Raw genomic sequence first — 14,020 nt, 5'->3', positions numbered from 1 at the left:
CCGGTATAGCGACACTTAGTGCTCACAAGGCCGCAGGCCACCTATGCGACGCCCTCGGGGGAGGCGCCGGAGACCTCGATGTGGTCGGCCGTGAGCTTCTCGATCTCGGCGAGGTCGTCCTGGGTGAGCTCGACGTCGACCGCCGCCAGCGAGCGCTCGATGTTGCGGTCCGAGCGGGCACCGACGATCGCGACGTCGATCCCGTCCTGGGCGAGCACCCACGCGATGGCCAGCTGGGAGACCTCGATGCCCTTCTCGGCGGCGAAGTTCTTGAGCCGGTCGACCACGGCGAGGTTCGTGCGGAACTTCTCGCCCTGGAAGGCCGAGGCCTGCGAGCGCCAGTCGGAGTCCTCGAACGAGGTGTGCTCGTCCATCGTCCCGGTCAGCAGGCCCGAGCCGAGCGGCGAGTAGACCAGCGTGCCGATGTCGTGCTCGCGCACGTAGGGCAGCACGTCGGCCTCGATGCCGCGCCGGAACAGGTGGTACGGCGGCTGCAGGGTCTCGACGGGGCGACGCCGGTCGAACGCGGCCATCTGGCGCTCGTCGTAGTTGGACACCCCGACGTGGCGGATCTTGCCCTCGTCGACCAGCTCCTGCAGGTAGCCCGCGGTGTCCTCGAACGGCGTCTGCTCGTCCGGCCAGTGGACCTGGTAGAGGTCGACGTGGTCGATCTTCATGGCCTTCAGGCTCGACTCGACCCCGGAGCGCAGGTACTCGCGGCTGGAGTCGCGGGGGCTGTCGCCGCCGGGGTTGATGCCGCCCTTGGTGGCGATGACCACCGAGTCGCGGTCGTGGTCGAGCTCGTGGCGCAGCGCCCCGGCGAGCACCTCCTCGGCCTCGCCGAACCCGTAGGCCTGGGCGGTGTCGAAGAAGTTCACGCCGAGGTCGAGGGCGTGACGGATCGCCCGCTGGGCCTGCTCGGCGTCGTAGGAGCCCCACTCCCCGGAGACCTGCCAGGTCCCGAACGCGATGCGCGACACTTCGAGCCCGGTCTTGCCCAACCTCGTCGTCTTCATACGGGTTGGCTACCCCGGCGGGGGACCGGCGGAACGGCGGTGCCGGTCACCTCCCGGGCACCCCGCTGGGGAACAGTGGGCGCCCGTGCGCATCCTCGTCGCCGCCCTCGGCGCCCCCGGCCACGCCTTCCCGCTGGTGCCGCTCGCCCGGGCCCTGCACGACGCCGGGCACGACGTCACCTTCGCGACCGGCCCCGACCTGGAGCCCGTGATCGCGACCTCCGGGGTCCCGACGACGGCCGTCGGTCGCCCGGCGACCGAGGCGTTCCGCGAGGTGATGATCGGCCGCGGGCTGACCGAGCGCCCGTCCGACCAGGAGGTCATGCGCGAGGTCGCGAGCGAGGTCTTCGGCGCGGTGCTGCCGCGGTCGGTCGCCGGCGATCTGGTCCCGCGCCTGCGCGAGCAGCCGCCCGACGTCGTGGTCGCCGAGGTCGGTGACCCGGGTGCGGCGCTGGCGGCCCGCGTCCTCGGCGTCCCGTGCGTGCTGCACTCCTTCGGGCGGCGACCCTCCCCGGTCGCCCCGATGAGCGTGACGGTGCCGGCACGGCTCGCGACGGTCGCCGCGGAGCTCGCGGTGCCGCTGGCCGAGGGGGACGCGCTCGGGCACGCCTACCTCGACCTCTGCCCGCCGTCGCTGCAGGAGCCGGACTCGGTGGCCCACCTCGCCGGCCTCACCGAGCTGCCGCTGCGCCCGGTCGCCTGGAACCCGCCGACCCCGTTCGCGCCGCGCCGGCTCACCGGCCGGCCGTGGGTGCTGCTGACGCTCGGCACGTCGTTCGGCGAGGCCGGCGTGCTGCGCACCGCCCTGGACGGACTGTCGGCGCTCGACGTCGACGTGCTGGTGGCCGCCGGCTCGGTCGACGCCGGGGAGCTGGCCGGGCTCGAGCGGCGGGGCGTGCAGGTCGAGTCGTTCGTGCCGCAGGCCGACCTGCTCCGCGGCGCGGTCGACGGCGTGGCCGCCCCACCGGCGCTCGTCGTGCACCACGGCGGCAGCGGGACGACGCTCGCGTGCGCGGGCGCCGGCGTCCCCCAGGTCCTCCTGCCCCAGGGCGCCGACCAGTTCTCCAACGCCCAGGCCGTCACGACGGTGGGCGCGGGCGTGCAGCTGCGCGGCGACGAGGTCACGGGCGAGGCCGTGACGGCGGCCGTGACCGCGCTCCTCGGCGGTGGCCGGGAGCTCGCCGCGGCGCGCGCGCTCGCGGCCGAGGTGGCCGCGCTGCCCGCCCCGGACGAGGTCGCGGCGCGGGTCGAGCGGTGGGCCGTCCCGGGTCAGCCCGCGATATAGGCCTCGAGCTGGTCGCGGTGGGCCTCCAGCTCGTCGAGCCGCGTCTTGACGACGTCACCGATGCTGACGATCCCCGTCAGCTTCCCGTCCTCCACCACCGGGATGTGCCGGATGCGGCGCTGGGTCATGACCGCGGCGAGCGCGTCGACCTCGTCCGCCGGACCGCAGGTGGTGACGGGGCCGGTCATGATCGTCGAGACGGTCTCCGAGAGGAGCGGCGCGCCGCGGTGGTGCAGGTGCCGGACGACGTCGCGCTCGGACACCATGCCGACCACGGCGCCGTCGTCGTCGACGACCACCGCCGCCCCGACCCCGCGCGCCGCGAGTGCGGTGAGCAGGCCGGGCACCGGGGTGCTCGGCTCGACCGTCAGGACCCCGGCTTCCTTGCCGGCGAGGACGTCACGGATGCGCATCGTCGACTCCTTCGTCAGGCGGTGTGTGACGACGGTCTCACGCTCGGCTCACACCGGGAAGGGTCCCGTCGGGGGCTTTCGTCCGATCCCGGACGGCGCACGGCGCACTACCCTCGGCGGGGTCGGGACGACGGGAGGACGTGCGATGGTCGGGATCGTCGAGGTGAGTCCCCGCGACGGGCTGCAGAACGAGCGCGCGGTGCTCGAGACCGACGCGAAGGTCGAGCTGATCACGCAGGCGATCGCCGCGGGCGCGCGGCGCATCGAGTCGGCGTCGTTCGTGCACCCGAAGCTGGTCCCGGCGATGGCCGACGCCGAGGCGGTGATGGAGCGGGTGCCGCGCCCCGAGGGCGTCTCGCACATCGGGCTGGTCCTCAACCGCCGCGGCTACGACCGCGCGGTGTCCGCCGGGGTCGACGAGGTCAACGTCGTCGTCCCGGCCTCGGACGGGTTCGCCAAGGCCAACCAGAACTCCACCACCGAGGCCCTCACCGAGACCGCCGAGGAGGTGCTGGCCGAGGCGGCGTCGGCGGGGCTGTTCGCCACGGTCACGATCGCGACGTCGTTCGGCTGCCCGTTCGACGGCGAGGTCGACCCGGCCCGGGTGGTCGAGGTGGCGCGGCGCTCGGCGGCCGCGGGGGCGAAGGAGATCGCGGTCGCGGACACCATCGGGGTCGGGGTGCCCACCCAGGTCCGCACCCTGCTCGACGGCGTCGCCGAGGTGGCGCCGGGCGTGATCACCCGGGCGCACTTCCACAACACCCGCAACACCGGGTTCGCCAACGCCGTCGCCGCCCTCGAGTGGGGCGTCGACTGGTTGGACTCCTCCAACGGCGGGATCGGGGGCTGCCCGTTCGCGCCCGCCGCGACCGGCAACATCGCCACCGAGGACCTGGTCTACCTGCTCGAACGCATGGGCGTGCGCACCGGGCTCGACCTCGACGCGCTGCTCCCGATCGCCGGGTTCCTCTCCGACGCGCTCGGCTACCGCGTCCCGGCCCTCCTGCCCCGCGCCGGCTCCTTTCCCGGCTGACGACCGTCCGGCCGTGGGCGAGGATGGGGGTCATGGCCGAGACCCCGAGCCCCGCCGCGCCGCGCGACACCAACACCGCGGGCAACCCGCTCCTCGACCGCGCCTACGCGCTGGCCGACGCCGACGAGGCGCGGGCGCTCTACGACGAGTGGGCCGACTCCTACGACGACGACCTCTCCGACGACTCCCAGGGCTACGTCGCGCCCGAGCTCGCCGCGGCCGCCGTCGCCGACGCCGCGGGGGTCGACGGGGAGATCCTCGACGCCGGGTGCGGGACCGGCCTGGTCGGCGTCGCGCTCGCCTCGCGGGGGGCGCGGACGATCGACGGGGTCGACCTCTCGCCCGGCATGCTCGCGAAGGCCAAGGAGACCGGGGTCTACCGGCGGCTCGCGCCGGCCGACCTCTCGCGGGCCCTGCCCGTGCCCGCGGACGCCTACGACGTCGTCGTGTGCGTCGGGACCCTCACCCACGGGCACGTCGGGCCGGGGGCCTTCGGGGAGTTCGTCCGGCTGGCGCGGCCGGGCGGGGTGATCGTCGCGACGGTGCTCGACGACATCTGGGACTCCGGCGGCTACCGCGCCGAGGTCGACCGGCTCGCGCAGATGGCGATGGTGGAGGTCGTCTCCACCGACCTCGTCGACTACCGGAAGGCCGCGCAGGTCGACGCGCGGATGGTGGTGCTCCGGGTGGGCTGACGGTCGGCCCCATCCCACGACGCACGAACGGCCGGTTCGTGACCATCGATGGTCACGAACCGGCCGTTCGTGCGTTCGCGGGGGTGTGGTCAGAGCGCGCTGGTCAGCTCCGCGCCGGTCTTCTCGCGGACCTCGTCCTCGCTGACGCCGTCGGCGAGCTCGCGCAGCACCAGCCCGGCCTCGGCCACGTCGATGACGGCCAGGTCGGTGATGATCCGCTGCACGACGCCCTGGCCGGTCAGCGGCAGGTCGCACTTCTCGACGATCTTGTGGGCGCCGTCCTTGGCGGTGTGCTCCATGAGCACGATGACGGTCTTGGCGCCGTGGACGAGGTCCATCGCGCCGCCCATGCCCTTGACCATCTTGCCGGGGATCATCCAGTTGGCGATGTCGCCGGTCTGCGAGACCTGCATCGCCCCGAGGATCGCGGTGTCGACCTTGCCGCCGCGGATCATCCCGAAGCTCAGCGCGCTGTCGAAGAAACTGGCGCCGGGCAGCGTCGTGACCGTCTCCTTGCCGGCGTTGATCAGGTCGGGGTCGACCTCGGCGTCGTAGGGGTACGGGCCGACGCCGAGCAGGCCGTTCTCGGAGTGCAGCACCATGCCCACGCCCTCGGGGACGTAGTTGGGCACCAGGGTCGGCAGCCCGATCCCGAGGTTGACGTACGAACCGTCCTGGAGCTCCTTCGCCGCGCGGGCGGCCATCTGCTCGCGGGTCAGACTCATCGGTTCATCGTCTCCTGGGTCGTGCGCTTCTCGATGTGCTTGCGCTGGACTTCCTCGGGCGTCAGCTCGACCACGCGGTGGACGAAGATGCCCGGCAGGTGGACGTCGTCCGGGTCGATCTCGCCGGGCTCGACGAGCTCTTCGACCTCGGCGATCGCCAGCCGGCCCGCCATCGCGCAGAGCGGGTTGAAGTTGCGGCTGGACTTGTTGAACACCAGGTTGCCGTGCCGGTCGCCCTTCGCGGCGCGGACCAGCGCGACGTCGATGTCCAGCGCGGTCTCGAGGACGTGGGGCTTGCGGACCTTGGTGCCGTCGGGCCGGGTCACCTCGAACTCGCGGACCTCCTTGGCCGGCGAGGTCGCGACGACGTTGCCCTCGGCGTCATAGCGCCAGGGCAGGCCGCCGTCGGCGATCATCGTCCCGACCCCGGCCAGGGTGTAGAAGGCGGGGATGCCGGTGCCGGCGGCGCGCAGCCGCTCGGCCAGCGTGCCCTGCGGGGTCAGCTCGACCTCGACCTCACCGCCGAGGTACTGGCGGGCGAACTCCTTGTTCTCCCCGATGTAGGAGGCGGTGACCCGGGAGATGCGGTGCTGCTCGAGCAGCACGCCCAGCCCCCACCCGTCGACGCCGCAGTTGTTCGAGGCGACCTTGAGGTCGGTGACGTCGGTCCGGTTCAGCGCGTCGATCAGCACGATCGGCACCCCCGAGAGCCCGAAGCCCCCGACGGCGAGCGAGTCGCCGCTGGAGATGCCGGCCACCGCCTCGTCCGCCGACGCCCACACCTTGTCGATAGCGCTCATACCCGTCCTTTCACGTGCCCGAGTCCTTGAGGTGAGCCGCCAGCAGTCCGGTGACGATCTCCGGGCGCTGGTAGGAGGCGAGGTGGGCCGCGTCCGGGACCACCTCGAACCGCGCGCCCGGGATGCCGTCCGCGAGCAGCCGGCCGTCGTCGGGCGGCGTGGCCGGGTCCTCGGCGCCGGAGACGACCAGGGTCGGCGCGGCGATGCGGCCGAGGTCGTCGCGCGAGTCCCAGGCGACGATCGCCTCGCAGCAGCCGGCGTACCCCTCGGGCGGGGTCGCGGCGATCATGTCGCGCATCCGGGACACCGTGTCCGGGTCGGCGCGGGCGAAGTCGTCGGTGAACCAGCGCGTGACGACGCCGTCGGCGATCGCGTCCATGCCCTCCGACCGGGCCCGCGACGCCCGGTCGGTGAAGGTCGCCAGGTTGCCGAAGCGCGCGGCGGTGCAGAGCAGCGCGAGGGAGGCGGTCCGTCCGGGCGCCCGCAGCGCGATCGCCTGGCCCACCGCGCCCCCGAGGGAGACCCCCGCGAAGTCGGCCCGCTCGACGCCGAGGTCGGTCAGGGTCTCGAGGACGTCCTCGGCGAGCTCGGGGACCGTGTAGGGGCCGTCGGGGACGGGGCTGCCGCCGTGCCCGCGGGTGTCCACGGTGACCACGCGCCGCTCGCGCGCGAGCTCCTCGCGCTGCGGGGACCACATGTCGACGGTGGAGCCCAGGGAGCAGAGCAGGACCAGCGGCGTTCCCGCGTCGCGCGGACCTTCGTCGGTCAGGTGGAGACGCACGCCCCCACCCTCTCCCATGGACGCCGCGCGCGACACCGGCCTTCCGGCGATCGGGAGGGCCGGGGTGTCACGGGTCGAGCTTCGACGGGTGCCGGGTCAGCGCCGTGACCTCGACGTCCATGTACGGGAACAGCGGCAGGCTGGAGAGCAGCTCGTGCAGCTCGTCGCCGGAGTCGACCTCGAAGCGGCTGACGTTGGCGTAGCGCCCCACCACCCGCCAGAGCTCCGGCCACTTCCCGGAGCGCTGGATCTCGTGGGCGCGGGCCTTCTCGCGGGCGCGGAGGTCGTCGGCCACCTCCTGGGGCATGTCGTGGGGCAGGTGGACGTCCATGCGGACGAGGAACTGCACGGGGGCCTCCGTGATCGACGACGGTTTCCTGACGTCCAGCGTCTGGAAAGTGGCTTTCCTGACGCTCAGTCCAGCCGGTAGTGCGCGAGCTTCTCGGGGTCGATCGTCGCCCCGAGACCGGGCTCCTGCCGCGCGGCGAGCCGGCCGTCGACGATCGCCGGTGGCTCGGCGAGCACGTCGTCGGCCATGAGCAGGTAGTTGGTGACCTCCACGGGGTGGCGGGCCAGGGCGCGCAGCCCGCAGCCCAGCGCCACCGAGGCGACGGTGCCGAGCATCCCGTCGATCTGGTTCCCGACCACCGTGGTCACCCCGAGCCCCTCGCAGAGCCCGACGATCTTCGCGGAGTCGGTGAACCCGGTGCGGGCCACCTTGACGCTGATCGCCTCGGCGTCGCCGTCGAGCAGCGACCGCGCGACGCCGCCGAGGGTGATCGTCGACTCGTCGCCCACCACCGGGATCGGCGACGCGGCCACGATGCGGCGGCGGCCGAGCACGTCGGCGGCCGGGTTGGGCTCCTCGAGCATCGTCACGCCGTGGTCGTGCAGCCGCCGGGACGCGACGATCGCGGTGTCGGCGTCCCAGCCGCGGTTGGCGTCGGCGTAGAGCTCGACGTGCTCGCCCAGCTCGGCGCGCAGCGCCCGGACCGCCGCCATGTCGACGCCCAGCTCCCGGCCGACCTTGATCTTGAACGCGTCGACGCCGTGCTCGTCGCGCATCTCGACGGCGTCGGCGACCATCTCCTTCGGGGAGCCGAGCCCGATCATGTGGGCGGCGCGGACGTCGTCGGCGGCGTGCCCGAGCAGGACGTGCACCGGCTGCCCGCAGGCCTGCCCGACGAGGTCCCAGAGGGCGACGTCGAGGGCGCCCTTGGCCGCGTTGTTGGCGACGGTGCGGTCGAGCTCGGCGCGCAGCCGCTCCCGGGCGAAGGGGTCGGCGCCGACGAGCACGGGCGCGAACAGGTCGCGGACGGCCGCCACGATCGAGGCCGCCGTCTCGCCGTAGGTGTAGGGCCGCGGCGGGGCCTCGCCGTGCCCGACGAGGCCGTCGTCGGTGGTGACCCGGACCAGGACGTGGTCGGCGGCGGTGACGCGGCCGCTGGCGAAGCCGAACGGGCGGCGGTAGGGGATCGCGAGCGGGATCGCCTCGACGGCGGTGATCTTCACGGTGTCCTCTCGAGAACGGCGAGCGCCTTGTCCAGGGCGGGGGACGGGTCGTCGCGACGCCAGGCCAGGGCGACGTCGGCGGTGACGTCGCAGTCGGCGAGCTCGCGGTAGCGGACGCCGTCGACGGTGACGGCCAGGACGGAGGCGGGCAGCAGCGCGACCCCGAGGCCGGCCGCGACGAGCGCGAGCACGATCGAGGTCTGGTCGGCCTCGTGGGTGCGCCGGGGGACGAAGCCGGCCGCGCGGCAGGCGCGGTCGGCGGCCGCACCGACCACCGAGCCCGGCGGCGAGTACACGACGAAGTCCTCGTCGGCGAGCTCGGGCAGCGGCACCGCGCCGTCGGACGGACCGGTCCACCCGGCCGGCACCGCGAGCACCAGCCGTTCCCGGGCCAGCAGCCGCGTCGCCAGCGACCCGTCCGAGACCGGCGGGCGCAGGATCGCGAGGTCGATGCGGTGGTCGGCCAGGGCGGCCTCGAGGGCGGGGGTGAGCAGCTCGGTCACCAGTCGCAGGCTGAGCCCCGGCAGCTCGTCGCCGAGGCGCCGCACGAGCTCGGGGACGTGGCGGTAGGTCGCGAGCGCCGTCGCGCCGACCCGCAGCCGCCCGAGGTCGCCGGCGGCCACCCGCGCGACCTGCTCGCGGGCGGCCCCCACCGACTCGAGGATGCGGACGGCCTCCGGCAGCAGCGCCTCCCCGGCGGCGGTGAGGTCGACCCGGCGGGTGGTCCGCTCGAAGAGCGGCGCGCCGAGGTGCGACTCCAGCTGCCGGATCGCCTGCGAGAGCGGCGACTGGGCGATGTGCAGCTGCTCGGCCGCCCGCCCGAAGTGCCGCGTCCGCGCCACCGTGACGAAGTAGCGCAGCTGCCGGAGGTCCACCGTCAGGCCTCGGGCTCCAGCACGAAGTCCCGGTCCGAGCGGATCTCGTCGCCGTTGCCGGTGCGCTGCGGGTCGAGGGTCAGCTCGGGCTTGTCGGCCGAGGCGACGTCGTTGCCGAGGTAGGGGTCGCCGGTGAAGAACAGCTGGGTGGTCAGCGTCCGGTGCCCGGGCGCGGTCACCAGCAGGTGGATGTGCGCCGGGCGCCAGGGGCTCCACCCGGCCGCCAGGGTCATCTGCCCGGTCGGGCCGTCGAGCGGGATGGTGTACGGCGCGGGCTTGCGGGTGTGGATCTCGTAGCGGCCCTGGTCGTCGCAGGTGACGACGCCCCGCAGGTTCCCGGCCGGCGGCTTCGAGGCGAAGCCGGAGTACCAGCCCTCGTCGTCGGTGTGCCAGATGTCGACCTTCGCGCCGGCCAGCGGGGTGCCGTCGGTGGCGGTGACCTGCCCGGCCAGGATCATCGGCGTGCCCGGCTCGTCGTCGCGCATCGGCAGCGTCGCCGGGCTGGAGAGCTGGGCCTGCCCGTCGAGCCAGAACGGGCCCAGGATGGTGCCGACCGACCCGTCCTGGGTCTCGGCGGCGACCTTCTCGACCTCGAACTCCAGGTAGACGTCGAGGAACAGCGGCCACTCCCCGGTGTCGGAGACCGCGATCAGCCAGCGCTTGAACGCGTCGAACTCCTCGTAGGTCACCTTCTGCTCGCGGATCGCGGAGCGGATGCCCTCGAGGGCGGCGCCGATCACCGACGCGGCGCGCTGCTGGTCGACGCTGCCGCCGCCGGTGCGGAAGGTGGCCGCGCCGGAGCGGGCGATCTCGGTGGCGTGGGAGCCGGCGGTCGCGGCGTCGGTGGTGGACTGCTCGGTCGTGGTCATGCGGCTTCCTTCGTGGTGGTGGCGTCGCTGGCGGCGTACTGGTGCACCCAGGCGTTGGCGTCGAGGTAGCCCGTGAAGCGCGCGTCGCGCTCGGACAGGCCCGCGACGTCGTCGTCGGGGAGGTGGAGCAGCGTCCCGGTCTCCCAGGCGCTGCGGGCCACGGCGCGGGTGCGCGCGCGGCGTCGGCGGGGGTAGGCGGCGAGCGCCGTGTCGGGGTCGGTGGCGGCCAGCAGGTCGGCCAGCACGACGGCGTCCTCGATCGACTGGTTCGCGCCCTGCCCGTGGTGGGGCAGCATCGCGTGGCAGGCGTCGCCGATGAGCACGATGCGGCCGCGGGCCCAGCGGGTCAGCGGGGGCTGGGAGAGCAGCGGCCAGCGGGGGCTCTGCTCGACCGCGGCGAGCATCTCCCGCACCGCCGGGTGCCAGCCGGCGAAGCCGGCGAGCAGCTCGCCGTCGGGAACCTCGGTGTTCCCGCCCTGCCATGACCTGGGGCCGCACAGCACCGCGAAGAAGTTGATCGTGTCGTCGTCGCGGGCCCACCCGCCCATCGGGTAGTGCAGCAGGTGGGCGTGCGGCCCGGCCCAGAACTGGATGGCGAGCGGGTCGGGCAGCGAGGGCAGGTCCGATCGCCGGACGAGGCCGCGGAAGGCGCTCGTGCCGGAGTAGACCGGGCCCTGCCCCCGCCCGACGACGGCCTCGCGCACCACCGAGTGCACTCCGTCGGCGCCGACGACGACGTCCGCCGTCACCGTCGAGCCGTCGTCGAGCGTGATCTCCGCGCCGTCGCCGTGGTCGGTCACCGCGGTGGCGGCCCGCCCGAGGTGCAGGTGGGCGGGATCCACGGCGGCGGCGAGCGTCTGCTGGAGGTCGACGCGGTGGATGCCCCAGTACGGGGCGCCGAAGCGAGCGCGGTAGCTCGCGCCGCCGGGGTGGGCGGCGATCCGGTCGCCGGTGCGCCCGTCGCGGTAGATCAGCTCGGTGGGCTGGGTGGAGACGGCGTCGAGGGCCTCCCCGACGCCGAGGCGGTACAGCTCGCGGGTGCCGTTGCCCGAGAGCGCGACGGCCGCGCCGACCTCGCGGAGCTCGTCGGCGCGCTCGTAGACCTCGACGGGCACGCCCGCACGGGCCAGTGCGATCGCCAGGGTCAGCCCCCCGATGCCTGCCCCGACGACGGCGACCCGGGTGCTCACGCCGCGACCGCCCGCAGGAACGCGTCGGTGAGCTCGGCGGGGCGGGTGAAGTTGGCCTCGTGGCTGCCGGGGGCCTCGATGGCGGTGACGCCCAGCCGCTCCGGGAAGCGCGTCCAGCCGTACTCCCCGGGCGGCAGCGCGACGTCGTCGACGGACAGCACGTAGGCGCTGGGCACGTCGAGATCGAAGAACGGCTTCTGGTTGGGCGCCTCGGTGAAGGTCCCGAGCGGCTGCGGGGCGAGCAGTCCGTGCACGGCCCGCTGGGCGTCGGTCGACGCGTCCTGCATGAACGCCTGCTGCCACACCTCGAAGGGCAGCGACACGGTGTTGTCCTCGCCGCTCGCGGCGGCCTGGGCGCGGAAGAGGTCGCGGTAGTCGGGCGGGACGGCATCCATCAGCGACTCGCCGTCGTCCGGGACGAACGCGCTCCAGAAGACGGTGCGCGCCAGGCGCGGGGCCACGCGAGGCGCGGCGCCGGAGACGACGTAGCCGCCCCAGCTGTGCCCGAGCAGCGTCACGTCGTGCAGGTCCTCGCGCTCGACGAGGGCGACGACCGCGTCGACGCAGTCGGTGAGGGTGATCCCGCGGGGGTCGTCGCCGAGGTCGAGGCCCGGCATCGTCGGCGTGAGGACGCGGTGGCCCGCCGCCCGCAGGCGGGTCGCGACCGGCCGCCAGCTCCAGCCGCCGTGCCAGGCCCCGGTGATCAGGACGAAGGTCTCCACTGCGAACGCCTCCCGTCGGACGACTGTCGACGGACAGCGTGACACGGGTCATCCCGGAGGAGAAAGCGCTGAATCCCGCACGATTGAGATGCGTAGCGTCAAGAACGGGGCGTGGGGTCGGGCCCGGAGGCGGAGGATGCGGCGCGGCCCACGATCGGGGTGCCGTCGCCCGGTGCAGGCCCTAGCGTGGCGGTGCCGGTGATCGAGGAGGAGCACGCATGGCGAGCACGGACCCGACCACGATGCGGTCGGTCCTCGGGCACTTCCCGTCCGGGGTCACGATCGTCACCGGCACCGTCGACGGCGAGCCGGCCGGGTTCACGTGTCAGTCGTTCTCCTCGCTCTCGCTCGACCCGCCGCTGGTGCTCATCCTCCCGGGCCGCAGCTCGACGTCCTGGCCGCGGATCGAGGCGACCGGACGGTTCTGCGTCAACGTCCTCGCCGAGGACCAGCAGGAGCTCTCGACGACGTTCGCGAAGTCCGGGACCGACAAGTTCGCCGGGGTCGACTTCTCGCACTCCGACCTCGGCTCGCCGATCCTCACCGGGGCCACCGCCTGGATCGACTGCACGCTGCACGCCTCGCACGACGGCGGCGACCACCTCATCGTCGTGGGCGCCGTGCACGACCTCGACGCGCCCGGGCTGCCGCCGCTCGTCTTCCACCGGGGTGGCTACTCGCGGTCGGTGCCCTCGTAGGTGCGCGACCGCGACCCGACGCCGAGTGGGCGGTGAGGGCTGCGGTGGCAGCCATGGGGGTCCATTCGGGGCCGGTGGCCGGCCGTCGTGGTGATCGAGTGGGCGGTGAGGGCTGGCGGGGCAGCCATGGGGGTCCACTCGGCACCTGGCCGACGCTCACGGGCGGCGGAGCCGCACCGGGCCCGTCGCGGTCGCCGGGTCCACGACCTCGCCGTGCTGGGTCATCTCGATCTCCCCGCGCGCGACCAGGCGCCGCGCCACCCGCCGGGCCGGCTCCATCAGCGGGCGCCAGTCGTCCGGGTCGACGCGCCGCGCGGCCTCGGACGGGCAGATCGTCTTCCCGGCGCCCCGCGCGTCGAGCAGCTCGGTGATCGCCGCCTCCAGCGCCCGCTCGGTGTCCACGGTCTCCGGGTACCCGGCGCCACCATGATCGTTCTCCGGTAGCGGTTCCGGACGCGGAGACCTCGGATCCGCCACCGGGAAGTGATCACGGCGCGGTCACCTGCCACCGTGGCGCGGGTGGTCCTGGACCCGCGCCCGCCGTCGTGGGGAGATCGTCGGCGTGCGCCCCTTCTCCCAGGTCGACGTGTTCGCCGACGAGCTGACCGCGGGCAACCCCGTCGCGGTCGTCCACGAGGCCGAGGGCCTCACCGACGCGCAGATGGCCGCGGTCGCGTCCTGGACCAACCTCTCCGAGACGACGTTCCTGCTGCCGCCCACCGACCCGACGGCCGACTACCGGCTGCGCATCTTCACGCCGCGGACCGAGCTCCCGTTCGCCGGGCACCCGACCCTCGGGTCCGCCCGGGCGTGGCTGGAGGCGGGCGGCGTCCCGCGGGACGGGTCCGGGCCGGTGCAGGAGTGCGGGGCCGGGCTCGTCCGGCTGCGTTCCGACGGCGGGCGGCTCGCCTTCGCGGCACCTCCCCTGCGCCGCTCCGGGCCGGTCGACGACGCCGACGTGTCCTCCCTGGCGGCCGCGCTCGGCGTCCCGCGCGTCGAGGTCCGCGACGCCGCCTGGGTCGACAACGGCCCGGGCTGGGTCGCGCTCCTGCTCGCGGACGCCGCGACGGTGCTCGGCCTCGAGCCCGACCTGCGGGCGCTCGCGGCGAACGGGGTCAGCTCCGCGGCCGGGGTCGTGGGGCCGCACCCGGCCGGCGGGGACGTCGCCTTCGAGGTCCGGGCGTTCGTGCCGGCCATGGGGGTCGGCGAGGACCCGGTCACCGGCTCGCTCAACGCCGGGCTCGGTCGCTGGCTCGTCGACGCCGGGCACGCCCCGACCTCGTACGTGGCGGCGCAGGGCACACGACTGGGACGACGGGGGCGGGTGCACGTCGAGCACGCCGACGGCGAGGTGTGGGTCGGCGGCGGGACCGTGCCCGGCGTCGTCGGGACCCTCGCGCTGTAGC

Annotated in this window: 17 protein-coding genes; 5 read left to right on the top strand and 12 right to left on the bottom strand. The window is 74.3% G+C overall.

Translation table 11 applies throughout. From position 1 onward, the window contains the following. Positions 1-41: 41 nt before the first annotated feature. Positions 42-1,016 carry an aldo/keto reductase gene (locus HH311_RS05890; RefSeq protein WP_169182544.1) on the bottom strand — a complete coding sequence of 325 codons (975 nt, stop codon included), beginning with the start codon at positions 1,014-1,016 and terminating at the stop codon, positions 42-44. Between the two features lie 85 nt (positions 1,017-1,101). On the opposite strand from HH311_RS05890, the gene HH311_RS33130 reads away from it, so the two are divergent. Continuing rightward, positions 1,102-2,301, top strand: coding sequence for a glycosyltransferase (locus HH311_RS33130; RefSeq protein WP_169182543.1), 1,200 nt, complete (start codon positions 1,102-1,104; stop codon positions 2,299-2,301). Here HH311_RS33130 and HH311_RS05880 read toward each other — a convergent pair. Continuing rightward, positions 2,286-2,714 (bottom strand): CBS domain-containing protein, encoded by a 429-nt coding sequence (locus HH311_RS05880; protein ID WP_169182542.1) that lies wholly within the window; start codon positions 2,712-2,714, stop codon positions 2,286-2,288. The genes HH311_RS33130 and HH311_RS05880 overlap by 16 nt on opposite strands. Before the next feature lie 145 nt (positions 2,715-2,859). Here HH311_RS05880 and HH311_RS05875 point away from each other — a divergent pair, with 145 nt between their 5' ends. Beyond that, on the top strand, positions 2,860-3,747 hold the full coding sequence (locus HH311_RS05875; RefSeq protein WP_169182541.1) for a hydroxymethylglutaryl-CoA lyase: 888 nt from the start codon (positions 2,860-2,862) through the stop codon (positions 3,745-3,747). Positions 3,748-3,779: 32 nt separating this feature from the next. Beyond that, a complete protein-coding gene (locus HH311_RS05870; RefSeq protein ID WP_169182540.1) occupies positions 3,780-4,442 on the top strand; it encodes a class I SAM-dependent methyltransferase in 663 nt (220 codons plus the stop codon). An 89-nt stretch (positions 4,443-4,531) separates the two neighbouring features. Here the strand turns inward: HH311_RS05870 and HH311_RS05865 are convergent, their stop codons facing one another. The 9 genes from HH311_RS05865 to HH311_RS05825 form a co-directional block, all read right to left on the bottom strand. Next, positions 4,532-5,167 (bottom strand): CoA transferase subunit B, encoded by a 636-nt coding sequence (locus HH311_RS05865; protein WP_169182539.1) that lies wholly within the window; start codon positions 5,165-5,167, stop codon positions 4,532-4,534. Beyond that, complete coding sequence (locus HH311_RS05860; protein WP_211189515.1) at positions 5,164-5,967, bottom strand: CoA transferase subunit A; 804 nt, start codon at positions 5,965-5,967, stop codon at positions 5,164-5,166. The genes HH311_RS05865 and HH311_RS05860 overlap by 4 nt, the downstream gene beginning before the upstream one ends. A 10-nt stretch (positions 5,968-5,977) precedes the next feature. Beyond that, positions 5,978-6,748 carry a 3-oxoadipate enol-lactonase gene (gene pcaD / locus HH311_RS05855; protein WP_169182538.1) on the bottom strand — a complete coding sequence of 257 codons (771 nt, stop codon included), beginning with the start codon at positions 6,746-6,748 and terminating at the stop codon, positions 5,978-5,980. Between the two features lie 67 nt (positions 6,749-6,815). Further along, positions 6,816-7,097, bottom strand: coding sequence for a muconolactone Delta-isomerase (gene catC, locus HH311_RS05850; RefSeq protein WP_169182537.1), 282 nt, complete (start codon positions 7,095-7,097; stop codon positions 6,816-6,818). 65 nt (positions 7,098-7,162) lie between these two features. Further along, positions 7,163-8,260, bottom strand: coding sequence for an enolase C-terminal domain-like protein (locus tag HH311_RS05845; RefSeq protein WP_169182536.1), 1,098 nt, complete (start codon positions 8,258-8,260; stop codon positions 7,163-7,165). Further along, a complete protein-coding gene (locus HH311_RS05840; RefSeq protein ID WP_169182535.1) occupies positions 8,257-9,135 on the bottom strand; it encodes a LysR substrate-binding domain-containing protein in 879 nt (292 codons plus the stop codon). The genes HH311_RS05845 and HH311_RS05840 overlap by 4 nt, the downstream gene beginning before the upstream one ends. A 2-nt stretch (positions 9,136-9,137) precedes the next feature. After that, positions 9,138-10,004, bottom strand: coding sequence for a dioxygenase (locus HH311_RS05835; protein ID WP_169182534.1), 867 nt, complete (start codon positions 10,002-10,004; stop codon positions 9,138-9,140). After that, complete coding sequence (locus HH311_RS05830; protein WP_169182533.1) at positions 10,001-11,194, bottom strand: FAD-dependent monooxygenase; 1,194 nt, start codon at positions 11,192-11,194, stop codon at positions 10,001-10,003. The genes HH311_RS05835 and HH311_RS05830 overlap by 4 nt, the downstream gene beginning before the upstream one ends. Then, complete coding sequence (locus HH311_RS05825; protein ID WP_169182532.1) at positions 11,191-11,916, bottom strand: alpha/beta fold hydrolase; 726 nt, start codon at positions 11,914-11,916, stop codon at positions 11,191-11,193. The genes HH311_RS05830 and HH311_RS05825 overlap by 4 nt, the downstream gene beginning before the upstream one ends. Positions 11,917-12,134: 218 nt before the next feature. On the opposite strand from HH311_RS05825, the gene HH311_RS05820 reads away from it, so the two are divergent. Continuing rightward, positions 12,135-12,614, top strand: coding sequence for a flavin reductase family protein (locus HH311_RS05820; protein ID WP_169182531.1), 480 nt, complete (start codon positions 12,135-12,137; stop codon positions 12,612-12,614). Positions 12,615-12,770: 156 nt separating this feature from the next. On the opposite strand, the gene HH311_RS05815 is transcribed toward HH311_RS05820, so the two are convergent. After that, complete coding sequence (locus HH311_RS05815) at positions 12,771-13,016, bottom strand: DUF3253 domain-containing protein (protein ID WP_312029964.1); 246 nt, start codon at positions 13,014-13,016, stop codon at positions 12,771-12,773. A 160-nt stretch (positions 13,017-13,176) separates the two neighbouring features. Between HH311_RS05815 and HH311_RS05810 the strand changes: the two genes are divergently transcribed. Continuing rightward, positions 13,177-14,019, top strand: a complete 843-nt coding sequence (locus tag HH311_RS05810) for a PhzF family phenazine biosynthesis protein (RefSeq protein WP_169182529.1) — start codon at positions 13,177-13,179, stop codon at positions 14,017-14,019. Position 14,020 lies beyond the last annotated feature (1 nt).

It is taken from the genome of Actinomycetospora sp. TBRC 11914, assembly GCF_012933465.1.
Classification (GTDB): Bacteria; Actinomycetota; Actinomycetes; order Mycobacteriales; family Pseudonocardiaceae; genus Actinomycetospora.
Note: the sequence above shows the minus strand (reverse complement) of the source record. Positions and strands in the feature narration are given on the sequence as shown.